This window comes from Burkholderia sp. BCC1999, from assembly GCF_905339975.1.
Lineage (GTDB): Bacteria > Pseudomonadota > Gammaproteobacteria > Burkholderiales > Burkholderiaceae > Burkholderia.
Genome location: NZ_CAJPHP010000003.1, coordinates 274,325 through 292,618 on the forward strand (window position 1 = coordinate 274,325; position 18,294 = coordinate 292,618).

The 18,294-nt window shown below is 64.7% G+C and carries 16 protein-coding genes, 1 tRNA gene and 1 pseudogene; 5 read left to right on the forward strand and 13 right to left on the reverse strand.

Annotated features, from left to right (window positions below):
• Nucleotides 1-91: 91 nt before the first annotated feature.
• From cyoD to U5809_RS05975, 8 genes are all read right to left on the reverse strand, one after another.
• Nucleotides 92-424, reverse strand: coding sequence for a cytochrome o ubiquinol oxidase subunit IV (gene cyoD / locus U5809_RS05940; RefSeq protein ID WP_011352504.1), 333 nt, complete (start codon nt 422-424; stop codon nt 92-94).
• Entirely contained in the window at nt 425-1,033 is a 609-nt protein-coding gene (gene cyoC, locus U5809_RS05945; RefSeq protein WP_034188894.1) for a cytochrome o ubiquinol oxidase subunit III, read from the reverse strand.
• Entirely contained in the window at nt 1,033-3,039 is a 2,007-nt protein-coding gene (gene cyoB / locus U5809_RS05950; protein WP_322085869.1) for a cytochrome o ubiquinol oxidase subunit I, read from the reverse strand. Before cyoB ends, cyoC begins: the two co-directional genes overlap by 1 nt.
• A 3-nt stretch (nt 3,040-3,042) precedes the next feature.
• Nucleotides 3,043-3,930: a ubiquinol oxidase subunit II gene (gene cyoA, locus U5809_RS05955; protein ID WP_322085870.1), complete on the reverse strand. Its 888-nt coding sequence runs from the start codon at nt 3,928-3,930 to the stop codon at nt 3,043-3,045.
• A 276-nt stretch (nt 3,931-4,206) separates the two neighbouring features.
• The gene (locus tag U5809_RS05960) at nt 4,207-5,736 is read right to left on the reverse strand and encodes a complex I subunit 4 family protein (RefSeq protein ID WP_282505465.1); all 1,530 of its coding nucleotides are present in this window, start codon (nt 5,734-5,736) and stop codon (nt 4,207-4,209) included.
• Between the two features lie 495 nt (nt 5,737-6,231).
• Nucleotides 6,232-7,620, reverse strand: a complete 1,389-nt coding sequence (locus tag U5809_RS05965) for a hypothetical protein (RefSeq protein ID WP_322085922.1) — start codon at nt 7,618-7,620, stop codon at nt 6,232-6,234.
• A 208-nt stretch (nt 7,621-7,828) separates the two neighbouring features.
• Nucleotides 7,829-7,922 (reverse strand) — tRNA-Ser (locus tag U5809_RS05970).
• A 110-nt stretch (nt 7,923-8,032) separates the two neighbouring features.
• Nucleotides 8,033-9,286 (reverse strand): aspartate kinase, encoded by a 1,254-nt coding sequence (locus tag U5809_RS05975; protein ID WP_282505486.1) that lies wholly within the window; start codon nt 9,284-9,286, stop codon nt 8,033-8,035.
• Between U5809_RS05975 and U5809_RS34660 the strand changes: the two are divergent.
• Nucleotides 9,269-9,506: pseudogene (locus tag U5809_RS34660) on the forward strand (hypothetical protein); the annotation flags it as partial. The gene U5809_RS05975 and the pseudogene U5809_RS34660 sit on opposite strands and share 18 nt — an antisense overlap.
• 123 nt (nt 9,507-9,629) lie before the next feature.
• Here the strand turns inward: U5809_RS34660 and tilS are convergent.
• From tilS to cysS, 4 genes are all read right to left on the reverse strand, one after another.
• Nucleotides 9,630-11,051, reverse strand: coding sequence for a tRNA lysidine(34) synthetase TilS (gene tilS, locus U5809_RS05980; protein WP_322085871.1), 1,422 nt, complete (start codon nt 11,049-11,051; stop codon nt 9,630-9,632).
• 46 nt (nt 11,052-11,097) lie between these two features.
• On the reverse strand, nt 11,098-12,069 hold the full coding sequence (locus U5809_RS05985) for an acetyl-CoA carboxylase carboxyltransferase subunit alpha (protein WP_322085872.1): 972 nt from the start codon (nt 12,067-12,069) through the stop codon (nt 11,098-11,100).
• Between the two features lie 103 nt (nt 12,070-12,172).
• A complete protein-coding gene (locus tag U5809_RS05990) occupies nt 12,173-13,000 on the reverse strand; it encodes a DNA-3-methyladenine glycosylase (protein WP_322085873.1) in 828 nt (275 codons plus the stop codon).
• Nucleotides 13,001-13,043: 43 nt separating this feature from the next.
• Nucleotides 13,044-14,441: a cysteine--tRNA ligase gene (gene cysS, locus U5809_RS05995; RefSeq protein ID WP_322085874.1), complete on the reverse strand. Its 1,398-nt coding sequence runs from the start codon at nt 14,439-14,441 to the stop codon at nt 13,044-13,046.
• A 233-nt stretch (nt 14,442-14,674) separates the two neighbouring features.
• Between cysS and U5809_RS06000 the strand changes: the two genes are divergently transcribed.
• From U5809_RS06000 to U5809_RS06015, 4 genes are all read left to right on the forward strand, one after another.
• Nucleotides 14,675-15,397, forward strand: a complete 723-nt coding sequence (locus tag U5809_RS06000; RefSeq protein WP_322085875.1) for a tetratricopeptide repeat protein — start codon at nt 14,675-14,677, stop codon at nt 15,395-15,397.
• A gap of 39 nt (nt 15,398-15,436) precedes the next feature.
• Nucleotides 15,437-16,018 carry a peptidylprolyl isomerase gene (locus U5809_RS06005; RefSeq protein ID WP_322085876.1) on the forward strand — a complete coding sequence of 194 codons (582 nt, stop codon included), beginning with the start codon at nt 15,437-15,439 and terminating at the stop codon, nt 16,016-16,018.
• A gap of 88 nt (nt 16,019-16,106) precedes the next feature.
• Nucleotides 16,107-16,598: a peptidylprolyl isomerase gene (locus tag U5809_RS06010; RefSeq protein ID WP_027784822.1), complete on the forward strand. Its 492-nt coding sequence runs from the start codon at nt 16,107-16,109 to the stop codon at nt 16,596-16,598.
• A 23-nt stretch (nt 16,599-16,621) separates the two neighbouring features.
• Nucleotides 16,622-17,422 carry a UDP-2,3-diacylglucosamine diphosphatase gene (locus U5809_RS06015; RefSeq protein WP_322085877.1) on the forward strand — a complete coding sequence of 267 codons (801 nt, stop codon included), beginning with the start codon at nt 16,622-16,624 and terminating at the stop codon, nt 17,420-17,422.
• 46 nt (nt 17,423-17,468) lie between these two features.
• Here U5809_RS06015 and cysE read toward each other — a convergent pair whose 3' ends face one another.
• Nucleotides 17,469-18,272 (reverse strand): serine O-acetyltransferase, encoded by an 804-nt coding sequence (gene cysE, locus U5809_RS06020; protein ID WP_282505494.1) that lies wholly within the window; start codon nt 18,270-18,272, stop codon nt 17,469-17,471.
• Nucleotides 18,273-18,294: the final 22 nt, after the last annotated feature.

Below are 18,294 nucleotides of genomic sequence, written 5' to 3' on the forward strand. Positions count from 1 at the left end.
CGCGGCCGGGGAGCAATAAAAAGGCGGCACGCGAGTGCCGCCTTTTTGTCGTGACCGCGCATGGATATCGACCGCTGCGCCGCGATGCCGCTCAGCGCGACATCATGTTCATGCTGACGTTGTGCATCACCCACAACGTCCCGACGATCAGGATCGCCGCGGTCAGCACCGTATAGCTGAACGCCATGACGTTCCAGCGCTGGCCCGACGAGCCGTTCATGTGCAGGAAGTACACGAGGTGCACGACGATCTGCACGAAGGCGAGCACGGCCAGCGCGATCAGCGACGCATGCGGCGACAGCACGCCGCCCATCACGAGGCCGAACGACGCGGCCGTAAGCAGCACCGACAGGATGAAACCGGCGACATAGCCGCCGACACTGCCGTGCCCTTCTTCGAGTTGAGACGAATGCGAATGGGCCATTTAGATCACGCTCGCGAGATAGACAAAGGAAAACACGCAGATCCACACGATGTCGAGGAAGTGCCAGAAGAGGCTCAGGCACGTCAGGCGCCGCAGGTCGCGATCGGTCAGGTCGCCGCCGCGGAACACGATCTGCCCGGCGAGCACGATCATCCACAGCAGGCCGGCCGTCACGTGCAGCCCATGCGTGCCGACCAGCGTGAAGAACGCCGACAGGAACGCGCTGCGCTGCGGGCCCGCGCCTTCCGCGATCAGGTGCGAGAACTCGCGCAGTTCCATCGCGAGAAACGCCGCGCCGAGCACGAACGTCACCGCGAGCCATGCGAGCAGTGCGCCGCGCCGCTGCTTGTATGCCGCGAGCATCGCGAAACCGTACGTGATGCTCGACAGCAGCAGCGCGGCGGTTTCCACCGCGACACCCGGAATGTCGAACAGCTCTTTCGCGGTCTGGCCGCCCGCATACTGGTGGCCGAGCACCGCGAACGTCGCGAACAGCGCCGCGAAGATCACGCAGTCGGTCATCAGGTACAGCCAGAAACCGAACACCGAATGCGACGGCGGATGGTCGTCGTGCTCGAGCAGGGTTGCGCTCAAGGTTTTCTGCAACATCAGTTGGCCTCCAGTTCCACGTCATCGACGCGCGCGGCCACGCGCTTCGTCGGCTGCTTGTCTTCGATCTTCCGCACCGTCGACGCGGGGACGTAATAGCCGTCGTTATCGCGCGAGCTGTAGATCACGAGCGTCGCGATGATCCCGACGAGCCCGCCGATCGCCATCCACCAGATGTGCCATACGAGCGCGAAGCCGAGCACCAGGCTGAAGATCGCGATCACGAGGCCCGCGCAGGTATTCGACGGCATGTGGATGTCGCGGAACGTTGCCGGGTTCGGCCGGCCTTCGCCGCGCGCCTTCATGTCCGCATAGGCGTCGAGCGTGCGCACCTGCGGGATCGCCGCGAAGTTGTAGTCGGCCGGCGGCGACGACGTCGCCCACTCCAGCGTGCGGCCGCCCCACGGATCGCCCGTCGTGTCGCGGTACTCGGGCAGGTGGCGATTGCGGATGCTGACCACCAGCTGCAGCACCTGGCACGCAATGCCGATCGCGATCAGCACGGCGCCGAACGCGGCGACCAGCAGCCACGGATGCCATGCCGGGTTGTCGTAGTGGTTCAGGCGGCGCGTCATGCCCATGAAGCCGAGCACGTAGAGCGGCACGAACGCGACGTAGAAGCCGATCTGCCAGAACCAGAACGCGGCCTTGCCGAGCTTCTCGTTCAGCTTGAAGCCGAACGCCTTCGGGAACCAGTAGTTGAAGCCCGCGAGATAGCCGAACAGCACGCCGCCGATGATCACGTTGTGGAAGTGTGCGATCAGGAACAGGCTGTTGTGCAGCACGAAGTCCGCGCCGGGAATCGCCATCATCACGCCGGTCATGCCGCCGAGCGTGAACGTGACCATGAAGCCGATCGTCCACAGCACGGGCGTCGTGAATTCGATCCGGCCGCGATACATCGTGAACAGCCAGTTGAACACCTTCACGCCGGTCGGGATCGCGATGATCATCGTCATGATGCCGAAGAACGCGTTGACGTTCGCACCCGAGCCCATCGTGAAGAAGTGATGCAGCCACACGAGGAACGACAGGACCATGATCGCGCAGGTCGCGTACACCATCGTCTTGTAGCCGAACAGCGGCTTCTTCGCGAACGTCGCGATGACTTCCGAGAAGATCCCGAACGCCGGCAGGATCAGGATGTACACCTCCGGATGGCCCCACGCCCAGATCAGGTTCAGGTACAGCATCGCGTTGCCGCCGGCGTCGTTCGTGAAGAAGTGCATGCCGAGGTAACGGTCGAGGCCGAGCAGCGCGAGCGTCGCGGTCAGGATCGGGAACGACGCCATGATCAGCACGTTCGTGCAGAGCGCCGTCCACGTGAACACCGGCATCTTCATCAGCGTCATGCCAGGCGCGCGCATCTTGATGATCGTCACGAAGAAGTTCACGCCGGTCAGCAGCGTGCCGACGCCCGAGATCTGCAGCGCCCACAGGTAGTAGTCGACCCCTACCCCCGGACTGAACTGCAGCTCCGACAGCGGCGGGTAGGCGAGCCAGCCCGTCTGCGCGAATTCGCCGATCACGAGCGACACGTTGATCAGGATCGCGCTGACGGCCGTCATCCAGAACGACAGCGAGTTGATGAACGGGAACGCAACGTCGCGCGCGCCGATCTGCAGCGGCACGACCAGGTTCATCAGGCCGACCATGAACACCATCGCCATGAAGAAGATCATGATCACGCCGTGTGCCGTGAAGACCTGGTCATAGTGGTGCGGCGGCAGGTAGCCGGGCCCGTTGTACGCGAGTGCGAGCTGCATGCGCATCATGATCGCGTCGGCGAAGCCGCGCAGCAGCATGATCAGCGCGACGATGATGTACATCACGCCGAGTCTCTTGTGGTCGACCGTGGTCAGCCATTCCGTCCACAGCCATTTCCACCGGCCGGTGATCGTCAGCGCGGCGAGAATACCCAGCACGACCAGACCCATGAAGGCGCCCGCCCCCATGATGATGGGCTGATCGAACGGGATCGCCGAAAGTGTGAGTTTGCCGAACATGCGTTACCCCTTCGTGCCGCAGGCGGCGTCCTTCAGGTCGAGGACGTGGCCATCGTTGTATTTCGCGATGATGTTGTGAAAGAGCCGCGAATCGACCGACGAGAAGTAGCGCACCGGCGCCTTCTCGCTCGGTTGCGCGACGGCGCCGTACACGGTCGCGTCGAGCCGGTCCGGCGACGCCTTCACTTTCTGCACCCATGCATCGAATTGTTCGCGCGGCTCGGCGAGCGTGCGGAACTTCATGTCCGAGAAGCCGCGGCCGCTGAAGTTGGCGGACGTACCCGCGTAGTTGCCGGGTTCGTCGGCGATCAGGTGCAGGCGCGTCTGCATGCCGGCCATGGCGTAGACCTGACCGCCGAGCTGCGGGATGAAGAACGAGTTCATCACCGAATCCGACGTGATGCGGAAGTTCACCGGCGTGCCCACCGGAATCGCGAGCTGGTTCACCGACGCGATGCCGAGTTCCGGATAGATGAACAGCCACTTCCAGTCGAGCGCAACGACTTCGACGTCGATCGGTTTCACCGACGACTCCAGCGGCTTGTACGGATCGAGCTCGTGCGTGGTCTTCCACGTGAGCACGCCGAGGAACAGGATGATCAGCGTCGGCACCGTCCAGATCACGACCTCGATCGCGGTCGAATGCGACCAGTTCGGCGCGTAGGTCGCGTTGCGGTTCGATGCTCGATAGCGCCACGCGAACCACAGCGTGAGCAGGATCACCGGAACGACGACGACCAGCATCGCCCAGGTGGACGTCGCGATCAGCGCCTTTTCGGCGGCACCCACGCTTCCTTTCGGATTTAGTACATCTAAATTACAGCCTGACAGGCTCAGTGCCGCGCCGATTGATATCAGCGCCGACCAGCCTCTTGAAGCTTTTCTTTTCATCACACAGCCCGAGGGTCATTGAATCCGTTTGCGTATGCCCGATGCGCATTCGATTCACGAAAGTGGCCGAATCATACGTCGCGCGGGCGTGATGAAAAACTGGTTGATGCGGCAAATCATCATTGCAAAATCTGCCGTGAGTCACATTGTCGCGGGGCAATTTCACGCAGCCGGAAGCGGGCCCGGCGCTCGCCGTGCCGGACCTCGATAGATGCGCGCGCAACGAGCCGTATCGCCGTGCGATGCGGCCCGCTTGCGCGGCTCGATGCGTTGGGGTCAGTCGTGCGTCGACGCCATGTACGACGGCAGTGCCGGAACGGGGCCGTCCCCTGCCGGCACCTTCGACTGGCTTGCTTCCTGGATCAGCTTGCCGACGGTCGGATCGATCGCATCGGTGAACGGCTTCGGATCGATGCCGATCGCCAGCACGACCAGCGCGAGCGACGCGAATATCACGATCTCGCGACGATTCAGGTCCGCGAGCTTTGCGATCCGCTGGCTCGCGACCTTGCCGAACACGACGCGCTTGAGCATCCACAGCGTGTACGACGCGCTGAGGATCAGCGTCAGTGCCGCGATCGCGCCGATCCAGAAGTTGAAGCGGATCGCGCCCATGATGACCATGAACTCGCCGACGAAGCCCGACGTGCCCGGCAGGCCGACGTTGGCCATCGCGAACAGCACGGTGAAGGTCGCGAAGCGCGGCATCACGCCCGCCACGCCGCCGTACGCAGCGATCTCGCGCTGCTTCGTGCGATCGACGAGCACGTTCACGCACAGCAGCATCGCGCCGGCGACGAAGCCGTACGACACGAGCTGCACGATCGCCCCCTCGACGCCGATCCGGTTGAACAGGAACAGCCCGAGCGTGACGATGCCCATGTGTGCGACCGTCGAATATGCGAGCAGCTTGCCGAGATCGGTCTGCGCAAGCGCGATCAGGCTCGCATAGACGATCGCGAACAACGACAGCGCGATCACGGCCGGTGCGAAGAAGTGACTCGCATCGGGCGTGATCGGCAGCGCGAAACGCAGGAACCCGTAGCCGCCGAGCTTGAGCATCGCGAGCATCAGCGCGGCACCGGTCGGGCCGTCGGTGTAGACGTCGCTCAGCCACGTATGAACCGGCCACATCGGCACCTTCACCGCGAACGCCGCGAAGAAGCCGAGGAACACCAGCAACTGCGGCGCGAAGCCGAGCTGCAGCGTGCGCCACGCGGCCATGTCGAACGTATGCGATTGCGCGTACAGGTACAGCATCGCCATCAACAGCAGCAGCGAGCCCGCGAACGAGATGAAGAAGAACTTCACGGCCGCATACACGCGGCGCTCGCGCCCCCAGGTGCCGATCAGCAGGTACAGCGGGATCAGCGTCGCCTCGAAGAAGATGAAGAACAGCAGCCCGTCCTGCGCGACGAACACGCCGACCATCAATCCCGACAGGATCAGGAACGACGCGTAGTACTGCGCGACGCGCACCGTGACCGACTCCCACGACGCGATCACCACCACGAGCGTCGTGAAGGCGGTCAGCACGACGAGCCACAGCGACGCACCGTCGATGCCGACGCGCCATCCGGAATTGAACGCCGCCAGCCAGTCACGGCTTTCGACGAACTGCATCGCCGCCGAATGCGCGTCGAAGCCGGCAACCAGCGGGACGACGGCCGCGAGCCCCACGATCGCGCCCGCGAGCGCGATCAGCCGCGTGCGGCGCGGGTGACGGTCGGAACCGGCGCGCAGCAGGCACGCGCCGAACAGGATCGGAGCCCAGATGGCCAGGCTCAGGAAGGGGAAATCATGCATGTCAACAAGGCCTTGAGGAGGTCGCGCACTGCATCGGGGACAGGCGAGACGAAAGGAACGAAATCAAATCGACAGGTAGATTTCGTGAATCGCCAGTGTTGGCAAAATGTAAAGCGACATCACAGAGAAACTTGATGTCGCTCAAACGCGATCGGGTTAACCAGCATAAGGCGATTGATTATTTTCTGCAGCGCAGCAGAGCCTCAATTTTCCATCCCGATGCATTATGCTGATTTTATTAAGTAATTTTTTGTATTGCGTGCCACGGCAAATCGCGAAAAACGATGCGATGCCGCATTTTTGGCGTCAGCACGTCATTTCGCGGGGCCGGAACAGGATCAGCGAGGGCGCGATGGGTGGTGATCCGACGCCTCGCACTTCCTTACACACATCATTACGTTTTAATTACTTTTCATCGACGCGATACGGGCCGAGTGATTGCCCCCTTCCCGCCCGGTGTCGCGGCACGCATCGCATCCGTCATGTTCCCGACCGTCAGCGCCGATGACTCAGCCGGTCCCAGACGCGCATCGTCACCGCGCGATAGTGGTTGTGTTGTGCGGGGAAATGGACGAAGCGGCTGTCGCCCGTCGCATAGACCGGCGATGACGCGAGCGTCGTCGCATCGACGATATGACGCGCATCGACCAGGCCGGATTCCAGCAGCTCCACATAGATCGCCTGCTGGTCGCCGCCGCTCGCGTAGACCGACGATCGATCGTCGAAATGCTCGATGCGCGCGCAGATGCGCTCGACGAGTTCACGCATCGGCGCCACGTTGCGCACGCCGATCATGCACGAGTTGATCGCCCAGGCCGTGTGATCGGTACCGATCAGGAAGTCGCGGCCGTCGATCACGCTGTCGATCGCCTGACTCTGGTCGATCGCCAGGATGTCCGCATCGACCCAGAACACGAATTCGTGATGCGGCAGATGTTCACGAATCAGATGCAGCTTCGCCCAGTTCGCGTCGATGCCGCCCGGCAGGAACGCGGGCGCCTCGCGATACGCGTGGTACGCATAGCCGTGCCGCGTGCAGTAGCGGACGAAGTTCTCCTCGTGCAGATCGCCATAGCCCGCGATATGCGACGTATGCAAGCTCACGAACGCAATACGCGCATGCGGATTCACATGCCGCTCCGCCTCGCGCGTTCGCTGCTGCGCGGCGCGCCAGTCATCCAGCGCGCGCGGTTGATCGCCGTGCTGGTACCGCTCGGCATCGTCGACGAGCGCAACCACGTAGCGGAAATCGTAGTCGGCCGCCGGCGCCCAGACGCCCTCCACCGCCTGCCACTCGGGCGCGTTGTGCGCGACGAGCGGCCGCGCTCCGGCGATCGAATCGATCGCGATGCCATCGCTCCAGACCGTCTGCGCCGACGCGAAATGGCCGTTCGCGAGCGGCACATCGAACGGCAGCGGTGGAAAGTGCTCCGCAAGCAGCGTCGCCTCGCAAGCATCGCGGCGTTCCGGAAGGCGCATCGCCCACTTGCCCAGTTCGAATACGAGCTTGCGCAATCGCTCCCGCACATCGGGCACGTTGCGGAAGATCATGCCGCTTGCGGCGGGCAACGGCGACTTCGACGTCTGCGTGGTGACGATGGCGTCGTAGCCGTGCGCGACGTCCGGCAGCGCGTGCGGATCGAACACGACGGAGAACGGATCGAGTACGAGCAGCAATGCGCCCGGCTCCATCGCGACGAGTTGCGCGATGATCGCGTGATACTTGTGCAGGATCTGTTGGCGCTCGCCGTACACGTGCATGCCGTCGACCGTCGCATGCCGATAGCCGTGCAGCTGCGCGTAACGCGCGTGGTTATCGACGAGTCCGTCGACAGGCCGATGAGAAAGGAAAGTCAGAACGGAATGCGGGCTTGCCAAGTGCATCACCTTGAGTTGCGCCAGGACGATACGCGATATGTAGCGCATGACCGGTGCTCAAGTCGAGCATTCATTGCCCGAGGGGCCGCGACGAAGTTCGCGTGAGGATGCGATCCGGCATCATCGAACCTTTCTCGCGCGACACGGCACGATGGTGCCCGAAAAAGAAAAAGCCCCGTCAGTCCTAGAACTGACGGGGCTTTGTCACCGCTTTTGGCGGAGACGGAGGGATTCGAACCCTCGATCCAGGTTTTGGCCCAGATGCTCCCTTAGCAGGGGAGTGCCTTCGACCTCTCGGCCACGTCTCCCAAACCTTCGCTCGCACCAGGGAGTCAGTGCGACGAGAACGAAATAATATAGGGTTTCGAACCGTACGTCAATTTCCGTGATGCATTTTCTTCAATGCATCACGAAAAATTCACGATGCCTGATCGAGTTCGAATGCCTTGTGCAACGCGCGGACAGCCAGCTCCATGTATTTCTCGTCGATCAGCACCGAAATCTTGATTTCGGACGTCGAGATCATCTGGATGTTGATGCCCTCTTCCGACAGCGTGCGGAACATCTTGCTCGCGACGCCCACGTGCGAACGCATGCCGACGCCGACGACCGACACCTTCGACACCTTCGGGTCGCCCTGCACGCGCTCGGCGCTGACATGGCCCTTCACCTGGTTGGTGAGAATGTCCATCGCCTTCTGGTAGTCGCCGCGACCGACCGTGAACGTGAAGTCGGTTTTGCCTTCGACGCTCTGGTTCTGGATGATCATGTCGACGTCGACGTTCGCGTCAGCGACCGGGCCGAGGATCTGATATGCGATGCCCGGCTTGTCGGGCACGCCCATCACAGCAATGCGTGCTTCGTCGCGCTGGAACGCGATGCCGGAAATGACTGCCTTTTCCATGGTCTCGTCTTCTTCAAAAGTAATCAGGGTGCCAGAGCGCATTTCTTCGTCGAGCGCAATCAGCGGATCGGTCAGGCTCGACAGCACACGCGTCTTCACCTGGTATTTGCCGGCGAATTCGACCGAGCGGATCTGCAGGACCTTCGAGCCGAGGCTGGCCATTTCCAGCATCTCTTCGAACGTCACGCGTTCGAGGCGGCGCGCCTCTTCGACGACACGCGGGTCGGTCGTGTAGACGCCGTCCACGTCCGTGTAGATCAGGCACTCTGCAGCATCGAGCGCAGCCGCGACCGCCACCGCCGACGTATCGGAGCCGCCACGGCCCAGCGTCGTGATGTGACCGTCGGGATCGACGCCCTGGAAGCCCGTGATGATCACGACCTTGCCCGCGTTCAGATCGGCCTTCACGCGCTCGTCGTCGATCGAGTGGATGCGCGCTTTCGTGAACGCGCTGTCGGTCTTGATCGGCACTTGCCAGCCGGCGTAGCTCACGGCCTCGACGCCGATTTCCTGGAGCGCGATCGACAGCAGGCCGACGCTGACCTGCTCGCCGGTCGACGCGATCATGTCGAGCTCACGCGGGCTCGGCTGGCTCGAAATCTCTTTCGCAAGACCGAGCAGACGGTTGGTTTCGCCGGACATCGCCGAAGGCACGACCACCATCTGGTGCCCGGCCTGATGCCATTTTGCGACGCGTTTCGCGACGTTCTTGATGCGCTCGACCGAGCCCATCGAGGTGCCGCCGTATTTGTGTACGATGAGTGCCATTGTCGTTCTGAACTGGAGGAGAAACCGCACGGGCGCGCTGGGCAGGCCGCGTAGCCGTTCGGTCACGCGGCTTGTGGCTGTGGACGGACGACGAGAGGGACGGCTGGGACGCAACACGCAAGCGTGACGGATTTTGCCCGGAAGGCCGATCAGGCCGCGCAAACCGGGTACGTCACGCGGAAAACCTGCACAAAACGCTCAAAAATCGAGCCGAGCAAACGACCGAGCGTACCCGATAGAAGCCCGCTTGACAAGCCGCCCGCCGTGTTGGGGGCCGTTCCGGCGCTGTTTACCAAATGGTGAAAATGGGCGCGCCATCGCGACGCCGGAAGCCTGCCCGCCGTTACGCGATCAGCAGATCGGGACGCCATTCGATCCGGCGCCACGCGCCGTCGCCGGCCGCCTCGCGGTCGAACAGGTCAGCATCGCGATTGATGCCGAGCCGCGGCACGTAGATCAGCCGCTCGCCCGCGAACAAGAGCGGCACGTCGCGCTGCCAGGCCGGTACGCCGCGCTCCTGGAACAGGTTCTTCAGCGTGCGGCCCGGCCCGCCCGGCGACGTGCGCATCCGCTCGCCGCCCGCGCGGGCGCGTACCGCGAGCCGCACGCTGCGCAGCAGTGCCTCCGGCACGGCATCGGCACTCCCCGCCTCGGCTTGCGCGAACACGTATGTGCCGCGCCAGCCCGGCAGGTGCCACACCTCCTGCCCATCCCACGCGAGCGCCGCTTCGGGGTGCGGCGAGCCCGTGCCGTCGTCGGCCGCCTCGCTGCTGTCGCCCGCTTCCCAGTAGACGACATCGCGATAGAGCCGCAGGCACTGCCCCGCGTGATCGACACGCAGTGCGTGGGCATCATGCGCGGCGCGCAGTTGCCGCATCATGTTGGCGAGCCGCGCGGCCGACGCGCCCGGCAAGCCGAGCCGGCGCATCCAGAATCGCAGCAGGTTCGCACCGCGCGTGTCGTCGAACGCGACCAGCGCGTCGCGCGACAGCGCATGCCCGTCATCGCGCGCGGCGGCGGCGAAATCCAGCTCGGCCAGATCATCGAGCAGCCGCTGCGCGGCGGCCGCGTGCTGGGCCGCACGGCCGAGCGCATCGCGAAAGCCCGGGAAATGCACGGCCAGCGCCGGCAGCACATCGATGCGCAGCGCATTGCGCGCATAGCGCGTGTCGCCGTTCGATTCGTCGTCGATCCAGGCAAGCGCGTGCTGCTCCGCATAGCGCTCAAGTTGCACACGCAACAATCGCAACAACGGCCGCACACGCTCGACGCTCACACCGTCCGGGCGATAGCGTGGCGCCATCGCGGCGAGCCCGGCGATGCCCGCGCCGCGCAGCAATTGCAGCAGCACGGTCTCGGCCTGGTCGTCCGCATGCTGCGCGAGCCATAGCGTGGCTGCGCCGTGGCGTTCGCACATCGCGTCGAGCGCCGCATAGCGACGCTCGCGCGCCGTCGCCTCGATGCCGAGGCCGCTGTCGCGCGGCACGTCGACACGCATCGATTCGAATGCGACGCCGAGTCGCGCGGCTTGCGCTTCGGCATGCGCGACCCACGCATCGGCGTTCGCACTCAGGCCGTGATGCACGTGCAGCGCGACGCAACGGGACGCGCCCGCGACACGCACGGCCGCATCGAGCAGCACGGTCGAGTCGAGGCCGCCGCTGTAGGCGATCGCGATGCACGCATCGGCCGGCATGCCGGAAAGCGCAACGCCGACCGCGTCGAGGACGACGCGGTCGGCGGAGAATTCGGTCGGCGGGATCACGAGCGGGACGCGCGCGCAGCGGCGCGCGAACTGAATACGCAGCCGGTCATGCGCCGGGCGTGGTTTCCTTGAACTTGCCGTAGGCCATCAGGCGTTCGAAGCGGCGCTCGCGCACTGCATCGATGCTCATGCCCTGGAACTGGCGCAGCGAATCGGCGAGCGCGCGGCGCAGCAGTGCAGCCATGCCCTTCGGATCGCGATGCGCGCCGCCGAGCGGCTCGTTGATGATCTTGTCGATCAGGCCGAGCGCCTTCAGGCGGTGCGCGGTCAGGCCCAGCGCTTCCGCGGCTTCCGGCGCCTTCGCGGCGCTCTTCCACAGGATCGACGCGCAGCCTTCCGGCGAGATCACCGAGTAGGTCGAGAACTGCAGCATCATCACGGTGTCGGCCACGGCGATCGCCAGCGCGCCGCCCGAACCGCCCTCGCCGATCACGGTCGTGATGATCGGCGTCTTCAGCTCGGCCATCACGTACAGGTTGTGGCCGATCGCTTCCGACTGGCCACGCTCCTCCGCGCCGATGCCCGGGTAGGCGCCCGGCGTGTCGACGAACGTGAAGATCGGCAGCCCGAACTTTTCGGCGAGACGCATCAGGCGCTCAGCCTTGCGATAGCCTTCCGGACGCGGCATCCCGAAATTGCGCGCGGCGCGCTCCTTCGTGTCGCGGCCCTTCTGGTGACCGATCACCATGCACGGATGACCGCCGAAGCGCGCGAGGCCGCCGACGATCGACAGGTCGTCCGCGAACGCGCGGTCGCCATGCAGCTCGTGGAAATCGGTAAACAGTTCCGCGACGTAATCGAGCGTGTACGGACGCTGCGGATGCCGCGCGATCTGCGAAACCTGCCACGGCGACAGGTTCGCGTAGAGGTCTTTCGTCAGTTGCTGGCTTTTCTTCGACAGCCGCTCGATTTCTTCCGAAATATCGACAGCCGAGTCGTCCTGCACGAATCGCAGCTCTTCGATCTTGGCCTCGAGTTCGGCGATCGGCTGTTCGAAATCCAGAAACGTGGTCTTCATGTGTTCGAATCCTTGGGTCTTGCGGCAGCGCGTATTCTACCCGCGCGGGCGACGCTCAAAACCGGCTCTCAACTATTGATGTTTAAAACCCGATAGCCGACACTCAGGCGTCGGTGTCGGGCGCATCGAGGCTGCGCCACATGTACCAGGTCGCGACGGTGCGCCACGGCTCCCAGTTGGCTGCGACTTCACGCGCCTCGCTGCGCGTGACGGGTTCCCCGCTGAAATAATTGACGCTGATCGCGCGGATCAGGCCCGGGTCGTCGAGCGGCAGCACGTCCGGCCGCGACAGGTTGAAGATCAGGAACATCTCGGCCGTCCAGCGGCTGATGCCGCGGATCTGCGTGAGTTCCGCGATCACGTCCTCGTCGTCCATCGACGTCCATTTGTCGACGTGCAACGCGCCCGATACGAAATGCTGCGCAAGATCGAGGATGTATTCCGTCTTGCGTTTCGACAGTCCGCACGCGATCAGCTTGTCCGCGCCGAGCCGGATCACCGGCTGCGGCGCGAGCTTCGGGCAGGCGTCCTCGATGCGCGCCCACAGCGACTGCGCGGACGGCACCGAAATCTGCTGGCCGACGACCGAGCGCGCGAGCGTGACGAACGGGTCGCCGCGCTTCACGAGATGCGCGGGACCGAACTTCGGAATCAGCTTCTTCAGGATGCGGTCGCGCTTGACGAGATCGGCGCACGCCTTGTCCCAGTAGGCAGGACGCACGACGACCTCCTCGCCGTCCACTTCGGACGCACGGGTCTTGCGGGCCGCGTCGGTAGCCGGTTGCGCAGCCGCCGGCTGTGCATGACCGTTCAGCGCGCCGTTCGGCGCGGCACGCGTCGCGTCCGCCTTCGCCGCCGGCACGCGCCTGGCTGCCGGACGCGCGGCGACCGCGGTCGCGCGCCTGACCGGCGCTTTTCTAGCCGTTGCCATCTTGCCTCCTACCTGACGGATCGGTCAGTGGAACGCATCGCGGTCATACGCGACGCCATTCGGTCGATCCGCCCGGTTTGTCTTCAAGTGCGATGCCGGCTTCGAGCAATTGCGCCCGGATCCGGTCCGCTTCGGCATAGTCCTTCGCTTGCTTCGCCGCGACGCGCGCGGCGATCTTCGCTTCGATCTCGTCGGCGGCGACCGCGCCCGCCTGCGCGGCGCCGGACGCCTGCTGCAGGAATGCGCGCGGCTCGCGGCCCAGCAGGCCGAGCAGGCCCGCCAGCTGTTTCAGCTGCCGCGCGAGCGACGCGTCGCGCGTGCGATTCACTTCGCCCGCGAGCTCGAACAGCGTCGCCACCGCGACCGGCGTGTTGAAGTCGTCGTTCATCGCGGCCGCGAAACGCTGCGCGTGCGGCTCGTTCCAGTCAAGCGCGAGCGTGTCGGCCTCGACGTCCTTCAGCGCCGTATACAGACGCGTGAGCGATGCACGCGCGTCGTCGAGATGCACGTCGCTATAGTTGAGCGGCGACCGGTAGTGCGTGCGCACGATGAAGAAGCGCATGACTTCCGCGTCGTACCGCTCGAGCACTTCGCGGATCGTGAAGAAGTTGCCGAGCGATTTCGACATCTTCTCGTTGTCGACCTGCACGAAGCCGTTGTGCATCCAGTAGTTGACGAACGTCTCGCCGGTCGCGCCTTCGCTCTGCGCGATCTCGTTCTCGTGGTGCGGAAATTGCAGATCCTGGCCGCCACCGTGGATGTCGAAGTGATTGCCGAGCAGCGAGCAGCCCATCGCCGAGCATTCGATGTGCCAGCCCGGGCGCCCCATCCCGTACTTCGATCCCCACGACGCGCCTTCCGGATCTTCCGGCTTCGCGCGCTTCCACAGCACGAAATCGAGCGGATCTTCCTTCGCGTCGTTCGCGGCGACGCGTTCGCCCGCGCGCAGATCGTCGAGCGACTTGCCCGACAGCTTTCCGTAGTTCGTGAACTTGCGCACCGAATAATTGACGTCGCCATCGGTCGCCTGGTACGCGTAGCCGTTCGTCTCGAGCGTCTCGATCATGCCGAGCATCTGCGGGATGAACTGCGTCGCGCGCGGCTCGATGTCGGGCCGCTGGATGCCGAGCGCACTTTCGTCCTCGTGCATCGCGCCGATGAACCGGTCGGTCAGCGACTTGATCGTCTCGCCGTTCTCGACCGCGCGGCGGATGATCTTGTCGTCGATGTCGGTGATGTTGCGCACATACGTGACCCGGTAACCGATCGCACGCAACCAGCGCTGGACGAGGTCGAACACGATCAGCATGCGCGCGTGGCCCACGTGACAATAGTCGTAGACGGTGATCCCGCATACGTACATCCGCACTTCGCCGGACTGGCGCGGCACGAAAACTTGCTTGTCACGCGCGAGCGTGTTGTAGATGCGCAGTGATTCCATAGAGATGAACCGTGAGCCGAAGGAAACCGCCCTGGCGAAGCTCGCCCAGCATGCGAAACGGACGGACCATCTGCTGCGGCGCCAGGCCGAGCGTCCTCGTATCACATGGGGCGGTCAGGCTGCAAGCACAGCGGTGACGGCCACGAGAGGCAAAGAAAGACTGTCTGCCGCTCGCCGGAACGCGCAGACGTTTTGTTAGAATGGCTCGGAGTATAACATTCCGATTTACGCCTATGAAACCTCATCGCGGCCGCGCGCAGAGCGCTGCGACCCTCGTTGCGACCACCGTCATGGGCGTCGCGCTGACGCTGTTCGCGGTCCCCGCGGCGCATGCGCAGAAGGCCCCGGCCGTCGCCGACGGCACCCCCGAAATCGATGCGTCGATCGCCGGCAAGCAATGGAAGCAGGCGCTCGCGCAGCTCGACGCGCGCATCGCGTCGAACCCGCACGACGTGCAGGCGCAGTTCAAGCGCGGCACCGTGCTGGCCCGCCTGAACCGCGACGACGACGCGATCCAGCAGTTCGTCGCGATCACGCAGGCGTACCCCGAACTGCCCGAGCCGTACAACAACCTTGCGGCGCTTTACGCGAAGCATGGCCGCTACGACGACGCGCGCACCGCGCTCGTCACCGCGACGCAATCGAACCCGAGCTACTCGCTCGCGTACGAGAACCTCGGCGATCTCTACCTGCGCCTCGCGGCCGAGTCGTACAAGCGCGCGCAATCGCTCGGCCGCACGAGCGGCGCCACCGCGCAGCGCCTCGCCGATCTCCAGAAGATCGTGTCGCCGCCGAAAGGCGCGTCGAACGCACGCGCGGCGACGCCCGCCACGCGCGACTACACCGACCGCGCCGCCGCGAACGTGAGCACCACCACGCTGCCGATGTCGCCGACGTTCCAGTTCAGCGGTCCGTCGGGCGCACTGGCGGCGCCGTACGTCGCGCCGTCGCAATAAGCGGCGCGGCCTTCTTTCCCTCCCAACCTGAGGATCGCAATGAAACGTCTGTTGCTGGCGCTTGGCGGCGCCGCCCTTCTCGCGACCACGACCGCACCTGCGTTCGCGCAATCGGCTACCGCGCACCCCGTCGTGCAGCTGAAGACCTCGCAGGGCGACATCCGCGTCGAGCTCTACCCGGAGAAGGCACCGAAGTCGGTCGCCAACTTCCTCGATTACGTGAAGGCCGGCCAGTACAACGGCACGATCTTCCATCGCGTGATCAAGGGCTTCATGATCCAGGGCGGCGGCTACAAGACCAACTTCGAGGAGAAGCCGACTCGCGCGCCGATCCCGCTGGAGAGCCGCAATGGTCTGAAGAACCTGACGGGCACGATCGCGATGGCGCGCACGAGCGATCCGAACTCGGCCACCGCGCAGTTCTTCATCAACACGGTCGACAACAGCGGCCTCGACTACCCGAACCCGGACGGCAACGGCTATGCGGTGTTCGGCAAGGTCGTGTCGGGCCTCGACGTCGTGAAGAAGATCGAAGGCGTCGCGACGACCTCGCGCGGCCCGATGCAGGACGTGCCGGCACAACCGATCGTCATCGAATCGGCCAGCATCGTCTCGAAGTAAGAACCTGCCGGCACGTCCGGCGCCTCACGCGGCCGCGTCGCACGACCGGCCGCGTGCCATTTAAACCGCCTCACCGAAGGAATTCATCATGGTTGAACTGCATACGAACCACGGCGTGATCAAGCTCGAGCTCGACGCCGAGAAGGCACCGAAGACGGTCGAGAACTTCCTGAACTACGTGAAGAAGGGCCACTACGACGGCACCGTGTTCCATCGCGTGATCAACGGCTTCATGATCCAGGGCGGCGGCTTCGAGCCGGGCCTGAAGCAGAAGCCGACCGACGCGCCGATCGACAACGAGGCGAACAACGGCCTGAAGAACGACAACTACACGGTCGCGATGGCTCGCACGAACGATCCGCACTCGGCCACCGCCCAGTTCTTCATCAACGTGAACGACAACGACTTCCTGAACCACTCGTCGCCGACGCCGCAGGGCTGGGGCTACGCGGTGTTCGGCAAGGTCGTCGAAGGCCAGGACGTGGTCGACAAGATCAAGGGCGTCAAGACGGGCAACGCTGGTTTCCACCAGGACGTGCCGGCCGACGACGTCGTGATCGAAAAGGCCGTCGTGGTCTGACGCACGGTTACGGAGACACTTCGATGTTGCAGGAGAGTCCGCCGCGAAGCGTCTCCGCGGGCGTGCCAGGCGAGCGCGAGTACGCGCAAGCCGCACGCCCGTTCCTGTTTCTCTCCGATCTGCATCTGAGCGAAGCGATTCCGAAGACGGTCGCCGCGTTCGAGCATTTCGTGAAATACACCGCCGACAGCGCCGACTCGGTGTTCATCCTCGGTGATCTTTTCGAATACTGGATCGGCGACGACATCCTCGACGACGATCCGTTCGCGGCCCGCATGGCCGCGCTGATGCACACGTTCTCCGAGCGCGGGATCGCGCTCTACGTGATGCACGGCAATCGCGATTTCCTGCTCGGCCGGCGCTTCATGAAGGCAGCCGGCGCGATGCTGCTGCCCGACCCGTCGCTGATCATGGCGTTCGGCCAGCGCATCGTGCTCGCGCACGGCGACGCGCAATGCACGGCCGACCGCGGCTACCAGGTGTTCCGCCGCTTCGCGCGCAACCGCGTCGCACAATGGCTGTTTCTCGCGTGGCCATTCCGCTGGCGCCGCGCGCTCGCGCAGCGCATGCGCTCGAACAGCGAAACGGGCCGGATGCGCCCTGCTTCGGCCATCTACGATGTCACGCGTGAAGGCGTGGCCGCCCTGTTCCGCAAGAGCCGCGCGAGCGTGATCATTCACGGCCACACGCATCGCCCCGCGCGCCACCTGGAACCGGGCGGCATCCGCTGGGTGCTGCCCGACTGGGATCTCGATCACGGCGCGCCGCGCGGCGGCTACCTTCGCGTCGACGCGGAAGGCATCCACGCGATGCCGCTCGACTGACGCCGCCGTCGCACTGACCGGCGGCCGTCGGCACGCATCGCGTTCGTTACATCTGGCGCTCGACCGTCTTTCCCTCCAGCACCGCCGACAGCCTGCGCAGGTCGAGGCGCGCCGCATCGGCGCCCTGCAGCGTTTCCAGATGCGTCCCGAGCTGTTCGAGCGCCGCGACGATCTCGTCGACACGACGGCTTTCCTTCGCCGCGTGATCGATCAGGCCGTGGATCGCGAGCGACATCGGATCGTCGGCGTTCGGCGTGATCCCGTACGCACAGAATGCCGCGCGTTCGGGCTGCGGCTTCGGCTGCGCCGGCATCACGACGCGCGCCGGATTGCCGACCGCCGTGCCGCCTGGCGGCACCGGCTTCACGACGACCGCGTTCGAGCCGATCTTCGCCCCCGCCCCGACCGTGAAACTGCCAAGCACCTTCGCACCCGCACCGACGATCACGCCGGCTTCGAGCGTCGGGTGGCGCTTCGCGCCGCGCGTGAGCGACGTGCCGCCCAGCGTCACGCCCTGATAGATCGTGCAGTCGTCGCCGATAATCGCCGTCTCGCCGATCACGACACCCATGCCGTGGTCGATGAACACACGCCGGCCGATCGTCGCGCCGGGGTGGATTTCGATCCCCGTCAGGAACCGGCCGGCCTGCGACGCGAAACGCGCGAGCCAGTAGCGTTTCGCGCGCCAGCATGCGTGCGCGAAACGATGCAGCACGAGTGCATGCAGCCCCGGATAACAGGTCAGCACTTCCCATGCACTGCGAGCGGCGGGATCCCGCTCGCGAATCGTTGCAACGTCTTCGCGCAGTCTCGTGAACATGATGTGGTCTGGGAAAAGGCCGGCGCGCATCGCCGGCAATGACCGGCCGTTA

What these genes read in the sequence shown, in the direction of transcription:
- cyoD (WP_011352504.1), bottom strand. Translation starts at nt 424, where the DNA reads ATGGCCCATTCGCATTCGTCTCAACTCGAAGAAGGGCACGGCAGTGTC.
- cyoC (WP_034188894.1), bottom strand. Translation starts at nt 1,033, where the DNA reads ATGTTGCAGAAAACCTTGAGCGCAACCCTGCTCGAGCACGACGACCAT.
- cyoB (WP_322085869.1), bottom strand. Translation starts at nt 3,039, where the DNA reads ATGTTCGGCAAACTCACACTTTCGGCGATCCCGTTCGATCAGCCCATC.
- cyoA (WP_322085870.1), bottom strand. Translation starts at nt 3,930, where the DNA reads ATGAAAAGAAAAGCTTCAAGAGGCTGGTCGGCGCTGATATCAATCGGC.
- U5809_RS05960 (WP_282505465.1), bottom strand. Translation starts at nt 5,736, where the DNA reads ATGCATGATTTCCCCTTCCTGAGCCTGGCCATCTGGGCTCCGATCCTG.
- U5809_RS05965 (WP_322085922.1), bottom strand. Translation starts at nt 7,620, where the DNA reads ATGCACTTGGCAAGCCCGCATTCCGTTCTGACTTTCCTTTCTCATCGG.
- U5809_RS05975 (WP_282505486.1), bottom strand. Translation starts at nt 9,286, where the DNA reads ATGGCACTCATCGTACACAAATACGGCGGCACCTCGATGGGCTCGGTC.
- U5809_RS05985 (WP_322085872.1), bottom strand. Translation starts at nt 12,069, where the DNA reads ATGAAGACCACGTTTCTGGATTTCGAACAGCCGATCGCCGAACTCGAG.
- U5809_RS05990 (WP_322085873.1), bottom strand. Translation starts at nt 13,000, where the DNA reads ATGGCAACGGCTAGAAAAGCGCCGGTCAGGCGCGCGACCGCGGTCGCC.
- cysS (WP_322085874.1), bottom strand. Translation starts at nt 14,441, where the DNA reads ATGGAATCACTGCGCATCTACAACACGCTCGCGCGTGACAAGCAAGTT.
- U5809_RS06000 (WP_322085875.1), top strand. Translation starts at nt 14,675, where the DNA reads ATGAAACCTCATCGCGGCCGCGCGCAGAGCGCTGCGACCCTCGTTGCG.
- U5809_RS06005 (WP_322085876.1), top strand. Translation starts at nt 15,437, where the DNA reads ATGAAACGTCTGTTGCTGGCGCTTGGCGGCGCCGCCCTTCTCGCGACC.
- U5809_RS06010 (WP_027784822.1), top strand. Translation starts at nt 16,107, where the DNA reads ATGGTTGAACTGCATACGAACCACGGCGTGATCAAGCTCGAGCTCGAC.
- U5809_RS06015 (WP_322085877.1), top strand. Translation starts at nt 16,622, where the DNA reads ATGTTGCAGGAGAGTCCGCCGCGAAGCGTCTCCGCGGGCGTGCCAGGC.
- cysE (WP_282505494.1), bottom strand. Translation starts at nt 18,272, where the DNA reads ATGCGCGCCGGCCTTTTCCCAGACCACATCATGTTCACGAGACTGCGC.